The organism is Streptomyces sp. NP-1717 (assembly GCF_022695985.1).
Taxonomy (GTDB): Bacteria; Actinomycetota; Actinomycetes; order Streptomycetales; family Streptomycetaceae; genus Streptomyces.
Genome location: NZ_JAAPBF010000144.1, coordinates 1 through 18,170, shown reverse-complemented (window position 1 = coordinate 18,170; position 18,170 = coordinate 1). Strand labels below are relative to the sequence as shown.

The window sequence follows — 18,170 nt, the reverse complement described above, 5'->3', positions numbered from 1 at the left end:
CCACCACCAGAGCCCGCCGAGAGCGAGAGCCAGCAGAAGGATCCGTCGCCGTGCCATGGCCGCCTCCTCAGACCGACCGACGCTAGATCGGCCCGCGTATCCGCCGAAAGGGCGCACGGGAGGCGTGCACGGCGCATATCGGACCGCCGCCGGGGCACACCCCGACGCACACCGACCGGAGCACCCGCCGTGCCCGCACCTGAACCCGCGCCCGGACCCGGTTCACGCCCCGCTCTCCGCCTGGAACATCCAGTGGTGCTTCTCGAGATCGGCCGTGAGCCCGATCAGGATGTCCTGGGTGACCGGGTCGGGCTTGTCGGTCGCACCGATCCGCTCCCGCATCCGGACGATCACCGCGCTGAGACCGTCCACCAGCGTCCGTACGGCGTCCGTGTCCTTGATCCAGCCGTCGGGGACGGTGTCGATCGCGCTCTGGGCCGCCACCGTCGCCGCGCGGCCGTCCGGGGTCACACCGATCGCCGCGGCCCGTTCCGCCACGGTGTCCGAGTGGTTCCGGGCCGTGGTGACGACCTCGTCGAGCTGGAGGTGTACGGACCGGAAGCGCGGTCCGACGATGTTCCAGTGCACCTGCTTGGCCACCAGTGAGAGATCGAGCAGATCGACGAGCGCGCCTTGGAGGGCCTCGCCGACCACTTTCAGATCCGCCTCGGGCAGTGAGCTCTTGACGACAGACATGGGGCGTCCTTCCAGTTCCGTTCGCACGTATGCCCACCTTCGCACAAGACCCCAAAAGGCTCATTTCGGGAAAATGGTGGCGTCCTGGGGACAGCAGCGCGGGAACGACCGAGGAGGAGGAACCGGACCGGGCACAGCAGAAGCCCCGGCCGGCCACTGGGACCGTCCGGGGCTCAGGCCTCGGTCACGCCGTACACATCAGGCGGCGACGACGTCCACCGCTTCTGTTGGCGCCTTGATGGTCACCCGCTTCGTCGGCACACCTGCCACCGACGTCACGGAGACGGAATTGAGCATCGGACGTACTGCCGCGGGCACCGGCTCGCTCGCCGCTGCGGACGCGGCCAGCTCGGCCAACGACAGTTCGTCGCTCACTTCGCGCATGAGCTCGGACATCCGTACGTCAAGCGCGTCGCAGATAGCGGAGAGCAGTTCGGAAGACGCCTCCTTCTGCCCCCGCTCCACCTCGGAGAGATAGCCGAGCGAGACTCGGGCGGACGAGGAGACTTCGCGCAGAGTACGGCCCTGGCGCTGGCGCTGCCGACGCAGCACGTCACCAAGCAGGCGACGGAGCAGAATCATCGGTGGCTCCCTCCTCGGACCGCGTAGCCGCATCCTTCTCGCCCCACCGTACCGCCTCCCGCTGCGGCCGTGCGGGGAGCGATGTCGTGTTCACTCAGGGCTGCAAACATCAAGTCCCCCCGTTCCGTTCCGTATCCTGTGTCCGCCCGTTCCCGGTCAGTTCGCCGGAAAGCAGTTCCAGCACGCTCCGTACACTCTCTCTACGGATTTCCGCCCGGTCACCGTTCAACCGCAGTGCGCTCACTTTCTCGGCACCGTGCGGACCGATAACGGCCACGTAGACGGTGCCGACCGGCTGTCCGTCCTGCGGGTCCGGTCCCGCGACGCCCGTGGTCGAGACGCCCCAGTCGGCGGCGAGCACCCCCCGTACGCCGACGGCCATCTGCCGTGCGACCTCGGGATCCACCGCGCCCCGCTCGGCCAGAAGTGTTCCGTCGACGCCGAGGACATCGCGTTTGACGTCCGTCGCGTAGGCCGTGACGGCCCCGCGGAGCGCTCGCGAGGCGCCGGGAACGGATGTCAGTTCCGCCGCCACCAGACCGCCGGTCAGCGACTCCGCGACGGCGAGTGTGCTCCCCCGGCGGGCGAGCACGTCGAGCACCGAGGCCGCCAGACCCCTCAGTAGAACGTCTCCGGCCGCCGCATCCTTCCCGGCGGACGTCACCGGCGTCGCCGGCGTCATCGACGTCACGAAGTCCTCTCCGCACCGTCACGCTCGGCCGCCAGCCGCCGCCGACGCAGCACGATCGCCTGGCGCACGTAGTCCAGGCCGGTCAGCACGGTCAGCAGCACCGCGACCCCCATCACCCAGAACCGCAGCGTCGCGAGCGGCCCCGTCAGCGCCAGCACGTACATGCCGACCGCCGTTCCCTGGGCCAGCGTCTTCATCTTGCCGCCGCGGCTGGCCGGAATGACTCCGTGCCGGATCACCCAGAACCGCATCAGCGTGATCCCGAGCTCACGGAAGAGAATGACCCCGGTCACCCACCAGGGAAGGTCTCCGAGGGCGGAGAGACTGATCAGCCCCGCCGCCATGATCGCCTTGTCGGCGATGGGGTCGGCGATCTTCCCGAAGTCCGTGACCAGGTTGTACGTACGGGCCAGATGCCCGTCGAAGACATCGGTGATCATGGCCACGGCGAACGCGGCCCACGCCCAGGCGCGCCAGGCCGGGTCGTACCCGCCGTCCTGGAGCAGCAGCATCACGAAGGCCGGTACGAGCACCAGCCGCATCATGGTGAGGATGTTGGCGATGTTCCAGTTACTGGCCTGATTGACGGCCGCAGCCCCCAGCTTGCCGCCGGGCGCCGGCCTACCCTGGCCGCCCTCGGCCGATGCCGGGACTCCGGTCATCTGGCTGCCTCCTCACCGGGGCTCCGGGGCTCGTCCCCGGTGAAGCCGCAGTACTCCGCCACCAGGTCCACGCCGTCGGTGCCGACCACCTTCGCCTCGACCATACGACCGGGGACGAGACCCTCGCGCGACGTGAAGATCACCTGGCCGTCCGTCTCGGGCGCCTGGTGGGCGGCCCGGCCCACGGCGCCCTCGTCGAGGTCGTCCGGGGACCCGAGGGACTCCACGAGCACCGTCAGGGTCTCCCCCAGGCGCTCCTCGGCGCGCTGCGACGTCAGCTCGTCGGCCAGCCGCGACAGGTGCGCCAGCCGCTCGGCCACGACGTCCTCGTCCAGCTTGTTCTCGTACGTCGCCGCCTCGGTACCGTCCTCGTCCGAGTAGCCGAACACACCTACGGCGTCGAGCCGCGCACCGGTGAGGAAGCGTTCCAGCTCGGCGAAGTCGGCCTCGGTCTCGCCGGGGAAGCCCACGATGAAGTTGGAGCGCACACCGGCGTGCGGGGCCTTGCCGCGGATGGTCTCCAGCAGTTCCAGGAAGCGGTCGGTGTCCCCGAAGCGCCGCATCGCGCGCAGCACGGCGGGCGCGGAGTGCTGGAAGGACAGGTCGAAGTACGGGGCGACGCCCGGTGTCGACGTCAGGACGTCGATGAGTCCGGGGCGCATCTCGGCGGGCTGGAGGTAGCTGACCCGTACCCGCTCGATCCCGTCGACCGCCGCGAGTTCGGGCAGCAGCGTCTCCAGGAGGCGGATGTCGCCGAGGTCCTTGCCGTAGGAGGTGTTGTTCTCCGAGACGAGCATGACCTCCTTCACGCCCTGCTCGGCGAGCCAGCGCGTCTCGCCCAGCACGTCGGAGGGGCGGCGCGAGATGAAGGAGCCTCTGAAGGAGGGGATGGCGCAGAAGGAGCAGCGGCGGTCGCAGCCGGAGGCCAGCTTCACGGAGGCGACGGGGCTGTTGTCGAGGCGGCGGCGCAGGGGGGCGCGCGGTCCGGAGGCCGGGGCGATCCCCTGCGGCAGGTCGGCGGGCGCCGGGATGACCGCTTCTGTGGGAGGAGCGGTTTCGGTGCCGTGGCCGGGGAGGGCCACACCGGTGGCGCCCTGCCGGTCGGCCGGGCTGAGCGGGAGGAGCTTGCGCCGGTCGCGGGGGGTGTGCGAGGCGTGGATACCGCCGTTGAGGATCGTCTGGAGGCGGTCGGAGATGTCGGCGTAGTCGTCGAATCCGAGCACGCCGTCCGCTTCGGGGAGCGATTCCGCGAGCTCCTTGCCGTACCGCTCCGCCATGCAGCCGACGGCGACGACGGCCTGGGTTCTGCCGTGATCCTTCAGATCGTTGGCTTCCAGCAGGGCGTCGACGGAGTCCTTCTTGGCGGCTTCGACGAAGCCGCAGGTGTTGACGACGGCGACGTCCGCGTCGGCGGCTTCCTCGACGAGCTCCCAGCCGTCCGCTGCCAAGCGGCCTGCAAGCTCCTCCGAGTCCACCTCGTTACGGGCGCAGCCAAGCGTGACAAGGGCGACGGTACGGCGTTCGGGCATGGGCTCAAGACTACTTTGTCCGGGCCCTCCTCCTGCCGCTCAGGGTTGGCCGCCCGGCCCGGGGGCGGTCGGGCGCATCCGGGAGGCCTCCCCACGCACCTCGCCGGTGTGCCGCTCCGCACCGCCCCGGGCTCGCTCCGTGCCCGCCGGCGCCTCCCGGCGCCGGCCGCGGCGTCAGCCCGCTTCGGGGTCGCCCTTCGTGTACGAGGGGCGTTCGACCTGGCCCGGCTTGAAGTCCTCGTCGACCTGCTTGCCGTTGACGAAGATGTCGATCACTCCGGCGTTGCCGAGGATGAAGTCGATCTGCTCGTCGTGCTGGAAGGTCTTGGACTCGCCCTTGAGGAGCAGTCCGTCGAAGATCGGTTCACCGCTGGGTGACTTGGCGGAGATCCAGCTCTTGTCCTCGACGGCCGACAGCTTGACCGTCACCTTGTCGGCCGGCGCCGCGGCGATGGCACTGTCCGACGGGTCGGGCTTGGGGTCGGCGGGCTTCTTCGTGCTCGGCTCGGAGGTCGTCTTCTCCGGCGCCGGGCCTTCGGCGAGGCGCTTGGACTCGCCGTCGTCGGCACCGTTGAACATGGTGAAGCCGACGAAGCCGATCACCGCGACGATCGCGGCGACCATGGCGGCCGTCCAGTTGGGCCGGCGCCGCTCCGGGCGGATGCGCTCGGCCTCGAACAGCGGGGCGGCGGGTGTCGGCGACGGGCGCCCGCCGTGCTCGGCGTCGTACTGTCCGACAAGGGGTTCGGGGTCGATCCCGACCGAGCGCGCCAGCGTGCGGATGTGACCGCGCGCGTAGACGTCGCCGCCGCAGCGCGAGAAGTCGTCCTCCTCGATCGCCTGCACGATGGGAACGCGCACCCGGGTGGAGGCACTGACCTGTTCGACGGTGAGACCTGCGGCGGAGCGTGCTTGCTGGAGGACGTGGCCGACCGAAGGCTTGTGCTCGTCGGTCGCGGGCCGCTCGTCCTCAGCGGGGTCGACGGCGGAAGGCTGGTCGTCTTCGGGGGAGTTGCCGATGGACACGGGGGTGCCTTTCGAGCGTGTAGCCACCTGCTGGATGTTCAGTCTAGGGGTGGTACGAAAGGGTGGGGCAACCGGGCGGATGCACTTTGTACGCCATCTGAACGGCCGGACGGCGTGTCGACGGGACACCGGGGTGTCTCCCTCTCCACGTTGACGTCCGACCCGGGAAAAGGGTTGCTTCGGATATCTCTCGGATCGCCTCAGGTTCCGTCAATTCCCGTCAGCTCCTTCGGGAGCGGGCTCGCCGCGGATCACCGCGAGCACTCCGTCCAGCTCGTCTGCCTTCACCAGCACATCACGCGCCTTGGAACCCTCACTGGGACCGACGATGTTCCGCGATTCCATCAGGTCCATGAGTCTGCCCGCTTTGGCGAAACCCACTCGCAGCTTCCGCTGAAGCATCGATGTCGAGCCGAACTGTGTCGAGACGACCAACTCGGCCGCCTGGCACAGCAGATCGAGGTCGTCCCCGATGTCCTCGTCGATGTCCTTCTTCTTGGCCGTGCCGACGACGACGTCTTCCCGGAAGACGGGGGCCATCTGATCCTTGCAGTGCTGGACGACGGCCGCGACTTCTTCCTCCGTGACGAAGGCGCCCTGCATACGCGTCGGCTTGCTGGCGCCCATCGGGAGGAACAGCCCGTCGCCCTTGCCGATCAGCTTCTCGGCGCCGGGCTGGTCGAGGATGACCCGGCTGTCGGCGAGCGAGGAGGTCGCGAAGGCGAGCCGGGACGGCACGTTCGCCTTGATCAGACCGGTGACGACGTCGACCGACGGGCGCTGGGTGGCAAGCACCAGGTGGATACCGGCGGCGCGGGCCAACTGGGTGATACGGACGATGGCGTCCTCGACGTCGCGCGGCGCGACCATCATCAGGTCGGCGAGCTCGTCGACGATCACCAGCAGGTACGGATAGGGCGTCAGCTCGCGCTCGCTGCCCTCCGGGGCCTTGACCTTGCCCTTCCGTACGGCCTGGTTGAAGTCGTCGATGTGGCGGTAGCCGTACGCCGCGAGGTCGTCGTAGCGCAGGTCCATCTCCCGTACGACCCACTGGAGCGCCTCGGCGGCCCGTTTGGGGTTGGTGATGATGGGCGTGATCAGGTGCGGGATGCCCTCGTACGCCGTGAGCTCGACCCGCTTGGGGTCGACCAGGACCATACGGACGTCCTCCGGGGTCGCCCGGACCATCACCGAGGTGATCAGACAGTTGATGCAGGAGGACTTGCCGGAGCCGGTGGCGCCCGCGACCAGCAGGTGCGGCATCTTGGCGAGGTTGGCCATCTCGTAGCCGCCCTCGACGTTCTTGCCGAGCGCGACCAGCATCGGGTGGTCGTCCTCGGCGGCGTCGGCGAGCCGCAGGACGTCGCCGAGGTTGACCATCTCCCGGTCGGAGTTCGGGATCTCGATGCCGACGGCGGACTTGCCGGGGATGGGGCTGATGATCCTGACGTCGGGGCTGGCGACGGCGTAAGCGATGTTCTTGGTGAGCGCGGTGATGCGTTCGACCTTCACGGCGGGGCCGAGCTGGACCTCGTAGCGGGTGACGGTGGGTCCCCGGGTGAAGCCGGTGACGGTCGCGTCGACCTTGAACTCCATGAAGACGTTGGTCAGCGAGTCGACGACCGCGTCGTTGGCGGCGCTGCGGGTCTTGCCGGGTCCGCCCCGCTCCAGGAGGTCCAGGGAGGGCAGGGAGTAGGTGATGTCGCCCGCGAGCTGAAGCTGCTCGGCGCGCGGCGGCAGGGGCCGGTCCTGTGCGGGCGGGGGTTTGGTCAGGTCGGCCACGGCGCCGGACGTCGAGTGCGCCGCGGCGCTGTCGCGCGGCTCCGGCCCGCGCGCCGTTGGTACGGAGTGCTCCCGCGAGCCGGGACGCGAGAGCGAACCGGAGCCGGCTCCCGCGCCGGACCGGCCGCCGGACGTCCCGCGCGTACGCTCCCCCGGCCGCGCCTTCTCGGCGTCCCGGGTGCGGTCGGCCGAGACGCCCTGGGTGAGGTCGGCGACGATCGGCGAGGGCGGCATCCCGTTGAGTACGGCGCCGTCCAGCGCGGCGGCTGCCGCGGCGGCGATGTCGACGGCGTCCAGGGGCCGGTCGGGGGCGGGCTGCACCGGCTGCCTGCGGGGCCGCCGGCGGCGGGCCAGCGCCTCGACCTCGGCGTGGTCCGGGTCGTAGTCGGCGGGCGCCTCGCTCCGCCGTGCCGTCGAGCGGCGGCCGCGCGCGGGCAGGGCCTCGCGCCACTGGTCGTCGTAGCGCTCGTCGTCGTTGTCGTACTCCCCCTCCCGCTCCTCGTCGTCGAGGTCGGACGGGGCCGGGCCGATGATGCCGAGGCGGACGCCGAGCTGCCGCAACCGCTGCGGGATGGCGTTGACGGGCGTCGCCGTGACGACGAGCAGTCCGAAGACGGTGAGCAGGACCAGTATCGGTACGGCGAGGACCTCGCCCATGGCGAAGATGAGCGGCGTGGACACGGACCAGCCGATGAGTCCGCCGGCGTCCTGGAGCGCCTTGGTGCCCGCGTCCCGGCCCGGGGAGCCGCAGGCGATGTGCACGAGCCCGAGGACGCCGATCACCAGGGCTGAGAGGCCGATGACGATGCGTCCGTTGGCCTCGGGCTTCTGCGGATAGAGGATGAGGCGGACGGCGACGGCGCCCAGCAGTATCGGGACGAGCAGGTCGAGCCGGCCGAAGGCGCCGGTGATCAGCATCTTGACGAGATCGCCGACCGGGCCGCGCAGGTTCGACCACGTACCGGCCGCGACGATCAGCCCGAGGGCGAGCAGCAGCAGGGCGATGCCGTCCTTGCGGTGCGCGGGGTCGAGTCCCTTCGCGCCCCTCCCTATGCCGCGGAACATCGCGCCGACCCCGTGGGCGAGTCCGAGCCACAGGGCGCGTACGAGGCGGTAGACGCCGTTCGTCGGGGACGGTGCGGGTTTGGGCGCGGGTTTGGCCGCGGACTTCTTCGCCGGAACCTTCTTGACCGGTGGCTTCTTCGTAGGTGCTGTCTTCTTCGCCGCGGCCTTGGCGGCGGGCGCCGCCTTCTTCGCGGCACCGCTCGGACGGCCGGCACGCGGTTTCGCGGTGCCCGCCGTGCCCTGGGAACCCTTGCCGGACGTACGTGAGGCCATGGGGGTGAGGTTACCGGTGTGAACGGCGGCGGACACGTGTGCCCACTGCTTCACCCGTTCGTGTCGTGCGTCGTGGGCCGGAAACTGACGAGCCCTCAAACAGTTACACCGGAACGTGGGCAGACCACGGGGCAGGACGCGGGCCCGTATCGCCCGGAGGTGGAAAACGGGCCGCCCACAGGCCGTTGAGGCCCGGGGCGCACCCGGTCAGTTCGGTGCGGGGAGCGGCGACCCGCCTCCGCTGCCCGGCTCCAGCGCGTCCAGCGCCCGGCGCAGTCCGGTCAGTTTGCGCTCCAGATGGGCGGCCGTGGCGACGGCCGCCGCGTCCGCGGAGTCGTCGTCCAGCTGCTTGGAGAGCGCTTCGGCCTGCTCCTCGACAGCGGCGAGCCGGGCGGACAGCTCGGCCAGGAGACCGGCCGGTTCCTTCACCTCGCCGGCGCCGGCCAGTTGCAGTCGCAGCAGCTCGGCCTGCTCCTTCAACTGACAGTTCTTCATGTACAGCTCGACGAACACCGAGACCTTCGCGCGCAGCACCCACGGGTCGAACGGCTTGGAGATGTAGTCCACCGCGCCGGCGGCGTAGCCCCGGAAGGTGTGGTGGGGGCCGTGGTTGATGGCCGTGAGGAAGATGATCGGGATGTCCCGCGTCCGCTCGCGCCTCTTGATGTGCGCGGCGGTCTCGAACCCGTCCATCCCGGGCATCTGGACGTCGAGCAGAATGACCGCGAAGTCGTCCGTCAGCAGCGCCTTGAGCGCTTCCTCCCCTGACGATGCCCGCACCAGCGTCTGATCGAGCGCGGAGAGGATGGCCTCCAGCGCCAGCAGATTCTCCGGCCGGTCATCGACCAGGAGGATCTTGGCCTTCTGCACCATGGCCCGCCCTCCTCGTCCCGGCTGTGCACCGGGCGCCGCCCCAGAGGACGACTCCCTTACGCCGTCCGTCCTTGTGCCGGTCATGGTAGCCGCACCCCGCCTGTCGCCACACCCTGTCACCGCGATGTCACTGTGCACGTAGCAAAAACGTCACAGGAGCTCGAAAGGTTCCCCGAATACCTGCGGTCCACACGTGATCGACCACAGGAACTCACCTTCTTCCACAGGTTCGCACAACCGCCGGACGCTTCCGAAACCGTCGTCCGGCGGCGCTGTCGTGTCACTTCTCGTGCATCCACTGCTCCATCACCGACAGAAGATGATCGGGATCGACCGGCTTTGTCACATAGTCAGAAGCACCGGAATCGATCGCCTTCTCCCGGTCGCCCTTCATCGCCTTCGCGGTGAGCGCGATGATCGGCAACCCGGCGAACTGCGGCATCCTGCGGATCGCCGTGGTCGTCGCGTACCCGTCCATCTCCGGCATCATGATGTCCATCAGCACCAGGGTCACATCGTCGTGCTGCTCCAACACCTCGATGCCCTCACGGCCGTTCTCGGCGTACAGCACCGACAGACCGTACTGTTCGAGGACGCTGGTCAGCGCGAAGACGTTGCGGATGTCGTCGTCCACGATCAGCACCTTCTCGCCGCCGAACGAGAACGTACGCCGCTCCTCCTGGGCGTCCTGCCCGTCGGCCCCCCACGCCTCGCCGGCACCCGAACCGGCCGACGCCCGCGCGCCGTTGGCAGAGGCCGCCGAACCGTTCCCGCCGTCCTGCGTCCCGCCGGACGGGCCTCCCGGGCCCCCGGGCCGCCCCGAGAGCGAGTTCAGCTGCTCCGGACCGCCGAGAGCCTTGCGGCGGCGCCGGAACAGCGCGGCGGGCCCCGTACGGGCCTCCGACGGCGCCGCGGGCCGGTCAAGCCGCGCCTGCTCCGACGACAGGCCCGCGAAGCCACCGCCGCCGCGCTGCGGCTCGATGCCCGGCGTCAGCTGCGGGTAGCCCTGCGGGGGCAGTTCACTGGCGTGCAGCGGCAGATACAGCGTGAACGTCGAGCCGCGGCCCGGCTCGCTCGCCGCGTGGATCTCGCCGCCGAGCAGCCGGGCGATCTCCCGGCTGATGGACAGGCCCAGACCCGTACCTCCGTACTTACGGCTCGTCGTACCGTCCGCCTGCTTGAACGCCTCGAAGATCACCCGCATCTTGCTCGCCGCGATCCCGATACCGGTGTCGGTGACCGAGAAGGCGATCAGATCGGCGTCCGCGTCACGCAGCGAACCGGCCTCCAGCAGCTGCTCCCTGATCGCGTTGGGCACATCCGCCCCGGCGGGCCGGATCACCAGCTCCACGGCGCCCGTGTCGGTGAACTTCACCGCGTTGGACAGCAGGTTGCGCAGCACCTGGAGCAGCCGCTGCTCGTCCGTGTGCAGCGTCGCCGGCAGCTCCGGGGAGACCCGTACGGAGAAGTCGAGGCCCTTCTCCGCCGTCAGGGGCCGGAACGTCGCCTCGACGTAGTCCACGAGCTGCACGAGCGCGATCCGCGTCGGGCTGACGTCCATCTTGCCCGCCTCGACCTTCGACAGATCGAGGATGTCGTTGATCAGCTGGAGCAGGTCCGAGCCCGCGCCGTGGATCGTCTCGGCGAACTCCACCTGCTTCGGTGAGAGGTTCATCTCCGCGTTGTCCGCGAGCAGCTTCGCCAGGATGAGCAGCGAGTTCAGCGGCGTACGCAGCTCGTGCGACATGTTCGCCAGGAACTCGGACTTGTAGCGCATCGAGACGGCGAGCTGTTCGGCCCGCTCCTCCAGCACCTGCCGCGCCTCTTCGATCTCGGTGTTCTTCACCTCGATGTCGCGGTTCTGACGGGCCAGCAGCTCCGCCTTCTCCTCCAGCTCGGCGTTGGACGACTGGAGCGCCTTCTGCCGGTTCTCCAGCTCCGCCGAGCGCTCCCGCAGCTGCTCCGTCAACTCCTGCGACTGCTTGAGGAGCACCTCGGTCTTGGTGTTGACGCTGATGGTGTTGACGCTCGTCGCGATCATCTCCGCGATCTGGTTGAGGAAGTCCCGCTGGATCTGGGTGAAGGGCTGGAACGACGCCAGCTCGATCACACCGAGGACCTTGCCCTCGAACAGCACCGGCAGCACGATCACGTACGCCGGTGACGCCTCGCCGAGCCCCGAGGAGATCTTGAGATAGCCCGGCGGAACGTTGACCTGGATCGTGCGCTTCTCCTCGGCCGCCGTACCGATGAGCGTCTCACCGGGCCGGAAGGCGGTCGGCATCGAGCCGGCCGAGTACCCGTAACTGCCGCGCATGCACAGCTCGTACGAGCCGTCGCGCCCGCCCGTCCCCAGCTCGGAGGCGGTGCCGGTCGGCATGGCGAGGAAGAACGCGCCGTGCTGCGCCGAGACCACCGGGGTCAGCTCGCTCATGATCAGCGAGGCCACGTCGTCGAGATCGCGGCGGCCCTGCATCAGACCGGAGATCCGGGCCAGGTTGCCCTTGAGCCAGTCCTGCTCCTCGTTGGCGAGGGTGGTGTCGCGCAGGTTGGCGATCATGGTGTTGATGTTGTCCTGGAGGACCTGGATCTCGCCCGCGGCGTCGACGTCGATCTTCAGGTTCAGATCACCGCGGGTCACCGCGGTGGCGACGGCGGCGATCGCCCGCACCTGACGGGTCAGGTTGCCTGCCATCTCGTTCACCGACTCGGTGAGGTCGCGCCAGGTGCCGTCGACGTCCCTGACCCGGGCCTGGCCGCCCAGTTGCCCGTCCGTACCCACCTCGCGGGCCACCCGGGTGACCTGCTCGGCGAACGACGAGAGCTGATCGACCATGGTGTTGATGGTGTTCTTCAGTTCCTGGATCTCACCCCGGGCATCGATGTCGATCTTCTTGGTGAGGTCGCCCTTGGCGATGGCCGTGGTGACCGTGGCGATCTGGCGCACCTGCCCCGTGAGGTTGGACGCCATCGAGTTCACCGACTCGGTGAGGTCCTTCCACGTACCGGAGACGCCCGGGACACGCGCCTGACCGCCGAGTTCGCCCTCGGTGCCCACCTCGCGGGCGACTCGCGTCACCTCGTCGGCGAACGAGGAGAGCGTCGTCACCATGATGTTGACGGTGTCGGCCAGTTCGGCGACCTCGCCGCGCGCCTCGACCGTCACCTTCTTGGTGAGGTCGCCGTTGGCCACGGCCGAGGAGACGCGCGAGATGTTCCGCACCTGACTCGTCAGGTTGTTGGCCATCGTGTTGACGTTGTCGCTGAGGTCCTTCCAGATGCCGGTGACGCCGCGCACCCGGGCCTGGCCGCCGAGGATGCCCTCCGTGCCCACCTCGCGGGCGACTCGCGTCACCTCGTCGGCGAAGTTCGACAACTGGTCCACCATCGTGTTGACCGTGGTGACGAGGTCGAGGATCTCGCCCTTGGCGTCGACCGTGATCTTCTTCGACAGGTCACCCTTGGCGACGGCGGTGGTGACCTCGGCGATGTTGCGCACCTGCGAAGTCAGGTTGTTCGCCATGAAGTTGACGGACTGGGTGAGGTCCTTCCAGGTGCCCGAGACCCCCTGCACCTCGGCCTGGCCGCCGAGCATGCCCTCCGTACCGACCTCGCGGGCGACCCGGGTCACCTGCTCGGCGAAGTTCGACAGCTGGTCCACCATCGTGTTGAGGGTGTTCTTCAGCTCCAGGATCTCGCCGCGCGCGTCCACGTCGATCTTCTGCGACAGGTCACCGCGCGCCACCGCCGTGGCGACCTGGGCGATGTTACGGACCTGGGAGGTCAGGTTCCCCGCCATGCCGTTCACGGAGTCGGTCAGATCGCGCCAGACACCCGCGACGCCCGGAACCTGCGCCTGGCCGCCCAGCCTGCCGTCGGTGCCCACCTCGCGGGCCACGCGCGTGACCTGTTCGGCGAAGGCCGAGAGCTGGTCGACCATCGTGTTGATGGTGTTCTTCAGCTCCAGGATCTCGCCCCGGGCGTCCACGTCGATCTTCTGCGACAGGTCGCCCCGCGCCACGGCCGTGGTCACCTGGGCGATCTGCCGCACCTGGTCGGTCAGGTTGCCGGCCATGAAGTTGACGGAGTCGGTCAGTTCCTTCCAGGTACCGGAGACGCCGTCCACCCGCGCCTGACCGCCCAGCCTGCCCTCCGTACCCACGTCACGCGCCATCCGCGTCACCTGGTCCGCGAACGACGACAGCTGCGCCACCATCGTGTTGACGGTGTTCTTCAGTTCGAGCATCTCGCCCGCGACGTCGACGGTGACCTTCTGGGAAAGGTCACCGTTCGCGACGGCCGTCGTCACCTGGGCGATGTCCCGCACCTGGCCGGTGAGGTTGCGGAACGCGGTGTTGACGGAGTCGGTGAGGTCCTTCCACGTACCCGCCGCGCCCGGCACCTCGGCCTGGCCGCCCAACTGGCCCTCCACGCCGACCTCACGCGCGACCCGTGTCACCTCGGAGCCGAACGAATTGAGCTGGCGCACCATGGTGTTGACGGTGTTCTTGAGTTCGAGCATCTCGCCGGCCACGTCGACGGTGACCTTCTGGGAAAGATCGCCGTTCGCCACGGCTGTCGTCACCTGGGCGATGTCGCGCACCTGGGTGGTCAGATTCCGGAAGACGGTGTTGACGGAGTCCGTCAGGTCCTTCCAGGTGCCCGCCGCGCCCGGCACCTGCGCCTGGCCGCCCAGCACACCCGATCCGCCGACCTCGCTGGCCACACGGGTCACCTCGTCGGCGAACGTGCGCAGCGTCTCGGTCATCTGGTTGATCGTCTCGGCGAGCTGCGCGACCTCGCCGCGGGCGCTCACCGTGACCTTCTGGGAAAGGTCGCCGTTCGCGACGGCGGTGGTGACCTCGGCGATGCCGCGCACCTGACTCGTCAGGTTGCCGGCCATCGTGTTCACCGAATCGGTGAGGTCCTTCCACACACCGGCGACACCGGGCACGGTCGCCTGGCCGCCCAGTTCACCCTCGGTGCCCACCTCCCGGGCCACGCGGGTCACCTCGGAGGAGAACGAGGACAGCTGGTCCACCATCGTGTTGACGGTGTTCTTCAGCTGAAGCATCTCGCCGGCCACGTGCACGGTGACCTTGCGCGACAGATCACCCTTGGCGACGGCCGTCGTGACGAGAGCAATGTCACGTACCTGAGCGGTGAGCCGGTACGCCATCGTGTTGACGGAGTCCGTGAGATCCTTCCACGAACCCGACATTCCACGCACTTTGGCCTGACCGCCGAGCTTGCCCTCGGTACCGACCTCAAGCGCCACGCGGGTCACCTCGTCGGTGAACGCGGACAGCTGGTCGACCAGGCTGTTGACGGTACGGGCCACCTTCAGGAACTCGCCGCGCAGCGGGCGCTCCGTCCCCGCCGTCCCCTCGGTGAAGTGCGAACGCAGCTCCATCCGCTGCTCTAGGTCGCCCTCGGCGACCGCGGACAGCACCCGCCCGACCTCGGAGACGGGGCGCGCCAGATCGTCCACCAGCGCGTTCGACGCGTCGATGGCGGTGGCCCAGGACCCCTCGCAGGCGCCCGTCTCCAGCCGCTCGGTGAGCTTTCCCTCCCGTCCGACCATGCGCCGTACGCGGGCCAGCTCGCCCGTGAGGTGCAGGTTCCGGTCCGCCACCTCGTTGAAGACGGCGGCGATCTCCGCCATCACATCGTCACCGGAGACGGTCAGGCGTTTACGGAAGTTACCGTCCCGCATCGCCACCAGGGCCGTCAGCAGTCTGTTCAGAGCCGCCGCATCGACCTCGGTGGCCCCGTTGTTCCGGGACCGTCCGCCCTTCGCGCGCGTGCTGTTGCCACGCGCCGCCACGCCAGACTCCACCGTGTCCCTCCCGCGGGGGTTGACCGTACTGCTCAGAGTGTTGTTCAGGCTGTCTCTGGAATCTTGCCCAGTGTTTCACCACGGCCGAACCTGGCGATAACAGTTCGGCAGCTTCGCATAGCGTCCCCACCCCCGGTAGGCGGAAACAGTGGCAACCGGCATCCGCCCTCGCAGCGAAGGTAAGTAACCTGGCATCCGGCTGTCCAACCGTCCCCGTCCGCCCGGCGGGGGCGGCCTGGCGAACGTACTACCACCGGGCACCGGGAGGGCGGGGCCGAATCATGGCGGAGCCGGGCGTCGAGACGCGTACGAGGAGTTCTGTGATCACCGCGCGGGCGGCTGCCAGCTTCGACCCTGTCGGGCGGTCCGTCGCGACCGCCCGCGCCTTTGTCCGGGACACGCTCCAGGGGTGGGGATATTCGGACGTCGTCGACGACGCCGTCGTTCTCACCAGCGAACTCGTCACCAACGCCGTCATCCACGCCGGCACGTCGGCGGACGTGCTCTGTCTCCGTACGGGGGACGGCGTACGCGTCGAGGTCTCCGACCGCTACCCCGAACGCGAGATCCCGATGCAGGGCACGGGACTGTCGCTGGGCAGCCCCGACCGGGAGAACGGCCGGGGACTGCTCCTCTGCGCGGCGCTGGCGTCCCGCTGGGGCGTCGACTACACACCGACGCACAAACAGGTCTGGTTCCAGCTCGACCTGCCAGACCGTCCCGTGGGCGCCCGGTCCGCAGGCCCCGTCATCCCGAACGCGCTCCTCCCCGTCACCGACGAACGGGTCAGGGTCGCCGTCGTCCAGATCGACAGAACCGGCGCCGTGTCAACCTGGAACGAGGACGCGGAACACCTATTCGGCTATCCGGCCGACCAGGTCGTCGGCAAACCCCTCACGGACTTCGCCGCCTGGCCGCACACGCCGGGCATCGGCACCGGCATCGTCGAGGCGCTGCTTCTCTCGCGCTGGGAGGGCAGTTACGGCATCCGGGGCAGCGACGGCCGGGTCATCCCCGTCTACGCCTCGCACCTACGCGTGCGCGACACCCACGGCGAGCCGTCCACCGTCTGCCTCCTCGTACGCGACGACGAGCGCGCCGTCATCCAGACCCCGCAGCGCGCCCCCGCGACCGAGGCGGGCGCCGAGAGCCGCACCGTGGACCCCTTCGAGGTCTTCATCGGCTCCCCCGCCCCGGAGGACCTCGACGGCCTGCTCCAGCGCACCGTCGAGCGCGCCCGCGACATGCTCGAAAGCGACTCCGCCTTCCTCCTGCTCGCCACCGACGACGAGACTGAGCTGGAGGTACGGGCCACCACCGGCCTCCCCTCGGCCCGACAGCGCTTCGCGCGCGTCCCGGTGGAGGCCGGCACGGGGCGGTACGGCTCCGCCCGGATGCCCGCCGTCCACGAGGACCTGGCCATCGTGCCCGGCGCCGTGCCGCTCCTCAACGGCACCGGCATGCGCTCGGTCGTCACCGTCCCCCTCAAGGTCGAGGGCCGGCTCACGGGTTCGCTCGGTGTCGCCGCCGAATCGGCCGGCCGGTACTCCAACGAGGAGGCCCTGCGGCTCCAGTTCGCCGCCGACCGCATCGCGCTGGCCGTCGAGTCGGCCCGTCTCGGTGAACTCGAACGTCTCCGGCGCGGCTCGCTCTCCTTCCTCGTCGAGGCCTCGGACCTGCTGGCGGGCACCCTCGACCGCGACCAGACGCTGGCGCTGATGGCCCAGATGACGGTGCCCACCCTCGCGACCTGGTGCGCCGTCTACACCATCGCCGACCAGGCTTCGGACCCTTACCTCTCCTACGTGTTGCACGAGGACGAGGAGCGCATCGACGGCCTGAAGGCGCTTCTCTCGAAGATCGATCCGCCGGATCCGGTCCCGACCCCGGGCGCCCGCGTCTGGACCGGCCCGGCCGACGCCGCGCACCAGGCCGCGCTCCGTACCTCCATGAGGGAGCTGGGAGGGGCCTCCACGCCCGTCTCCTCCGGAATCGGCACAACACTCGCGACAGCAGCGGCAGTTGGCGGAGAGACCGTCGTACTGCCCCTCGTCGCGCGCAACCGAGTGATCGGCATGCTCACCCTCGGCAAGCCGTCGGACGACCACTTCCGCCAGGAAATCCTGGAACTGGCCGAGGACTTGTCCCGCCGGGCGGCACTCGCCCTCGACAACGCCCGCCTCTACTCGGAGCGCATGGCCATCAGCCAGTCGCTCCAGCGCAGCCTGCTGCCGCCGGAACTGCCCCAGGTGCCCAACGTCGAGGTCGAGGTCATCTACCGCGCGGCAGGCGAAGGCAACGAGGTCGGCGGCGACTTCTACGACCTCTTCCCGATCCGTGACGGCGCGTACGGCTTCGCCATCGGCGACGTCTGCGGCACGGGCCCGGAAGCCGCCGCGGTGACCGGTCTCGCCCGGCACGCGCTCCGGCTCCTCGCCCGCGAGGGGTTCAGCGGCCCGGCCGTCCTGGAGCGCCTGAACGCGGCGATCCTCGACGAGGGCGCCCGCAGCCGCTTCCTGACGCTGCTCTACGGGGAGTTGTGGCCTCAGGAGGACGGCAGCGCCGTCCTCAAAGTGGTGTGCGCGGGCCATCCGCTGCCGCTGCGTCTGCGCCAGGACGGCAGCGTGGAGGCGGCCGCGGACCCGCAGCCGCTGCTCGGGGTCATGGACGACCTGGAGCTGTACGAGCAGATGGTCACCCTCGACCCGGGCGACGTCCTCCTCTGTGTCACCGACGGCGTCACCGAACGCCGCGAGGGCACGCGGATGCTGGGCGACGACGGTCTCGTCGACGTACTGACGGGCTGTACGGGCCTCACGGCCGGAGCGGTCGCCTCGCGCGTGCTGCGCGCGGTGGAGAGGTTCGCGGCGGAGCCTGCGTCGGACGACATGGCGATCCTGGCGATGCGCGTACCGGAGCCGCAGAAGAACTGACGGGTGGAAACGAAGAAGGGCCCCGCCATCAGGCGGGGCCCTTCTTCTTCGTGCTGGAGCCCCAATACGGAATCGAACCGTAGACCTTCTCCTTACCATGGAGACGCTCTACCGACTGAGCTATTGGGGCGCGGCAACGACAGAGAGATCATACCCGAAGCGGGGGCGTACGGGAAACCGCCGGCGCGAGACGAGTACCGACCCGACCCTGAACGCAGG

The 18,170-nt window shown here is 69.4% G+C and carries 10 protein-coding genes and 1 tRNA gene; 1 reads left to right on the top strand and 10 read right to left on the bottom strand.

The features are described from left to right. Positions 1 to 222 precede the first annotated feature (222 nt). The 9 genes from GXP76_RS24465 to GXP76_RS24425 all read right to left on the bottom strand — a co-directional run bounded on the left by GXP76_RS24465 (position 223) and on the right by GXP76_RS24425 (position 15,018). Positions 223 to 696, bottom strand: coding sequence for a Dps family protein (locus GXP76_RS24465; protein WP_242573741.1), 474 nt, complete (start codon positions 694 to 696; stop codon positions 223 to 225). Positions 697 to 894: 198 nt separating this feature from the next. Continuing rightward, positions 895 to 1,278 (bottom strand): helix-turn-helix domain-containing protein, encoded by a 384-nt coding sequence (locus GXP76_RS24460; RefSeq protein ID WP_242573740.1) that lies wholly within the window; start codon positions 1,276 to 1,278, stop codon positions 895 to 897. A 109-nt stretch (positions 1,279 to 1,387) separates the two neighbouring features. Then, entirely contained in the window at positions 1,388 to 1,960 is a 573-nt protein-coding gene (locus GXP76_RS24455; protein WP_277993766.1) for a CinA family protein, read from the bottom strand. Between the two features lie 5 nt (positions 1,961 to 1,965). Continuing rightward, positions 1,966 to 2,631, bottom strand: a complete 666-nt coding sequence (pgsA, locus tag GXP76_RS24450; RefSeq protein WP_242573739.1) for a CDP-diacylglycerol--glycerol-3-phosphate 3-phosphatidyltransferase — start codon at positions 2,629 to 2,631, stop codon at positions 1,966 to 1,968. Next, positions 2,628 to 4,160, bottom strand: coding sequence for a 30S ribosomal protein S12 methylthiotransferase RimO (gene rimO / locus GXP76_RS24445; RefSeq protein ID WP_242573738.1), 1,533 nt, complete (start codon positions 4,158 to 4,160; stop codon positions 2,628 to 2,630). Before rimO ends, pgsA begins: the two co-directional genes overlap by 4 nt. A gap of 174 nt (positions 4,161 to 4,334) precedes the next feature. After that, entirely contained in the window at positions 4,335 to 5,186 is an 852-nt protein-coding gene (locus GXP76_RS24440) for a helix-turn-helix domain-containing protein (RefSeq protein WP_374362374.1), read from the bottom strand. Positions 5,187 to 5,396: 210 nt separating this feature from the next. After that, a complete protein-coding gene (locus tag GXP76_RS24435) occupies positions 5,397 to 8,306 on the bottom strand; it encodes a DNA translocase FtsK (RefSeq protein ID WP_242573736.1) in 2,910 nt (969 codons plus the stop codon). A gap of 207 nt (positions 8,307 to 8,513) precedes the next feature. Further along, complete coding sequence (locus GXP76_RS24430) at positions 8,514 to 9,179, bottom strand: two-component system response regulator (protein WP_242573735.1); 666 nt, start codon at positions 9,177 to 9,179, stop codon at positions 8,514 to 8,516. 280 nt (positions 9,180 to 9,459) lie between these two features. Then, complete coding sequence (locus tag GXP76_RS24425; RefSeq protein WP_242573734.1) at positions 9,460 to 15,018, bottom strand: HAMP domain-containing protein; 5,559 nt, start codon at positions 15,016 to 15,018, stop codon at positions 9,460 to 9,462. A 281-nt stretch (positions 15,019 to 15,299) separates the two neighbouring features. Here GXP76_RS24425 and GXP76_RS24420 point away from each other — a divergent pair, with 281 nt between their 5' ends. After that, on the top strand, positions 15,300 to 17,951 hold the full coding sequence (locus GXP76_RS24420) for a SpoIIE family protein phosphatase (RefSeq protein ID WP_242573733.1): 2,652 nt from the start codon (positions 15,300 to 15,302) through the stop codon (positions 17,949 to 17,951). Positions 17,952 to 18,005: 54 nt separating this feature from the next. On the opposite strand, the gene GXP76_RS24415 is transcribed toward GXP76_RS24420, so the two are convergent. Further along, a tRNA-Thr gene (locus GXP76_RS24415) sits at positions 18,006 to 18,081 on the bottom strand. Positions 18,082 to 18,170: the final 89 nt, after the last annotated feature.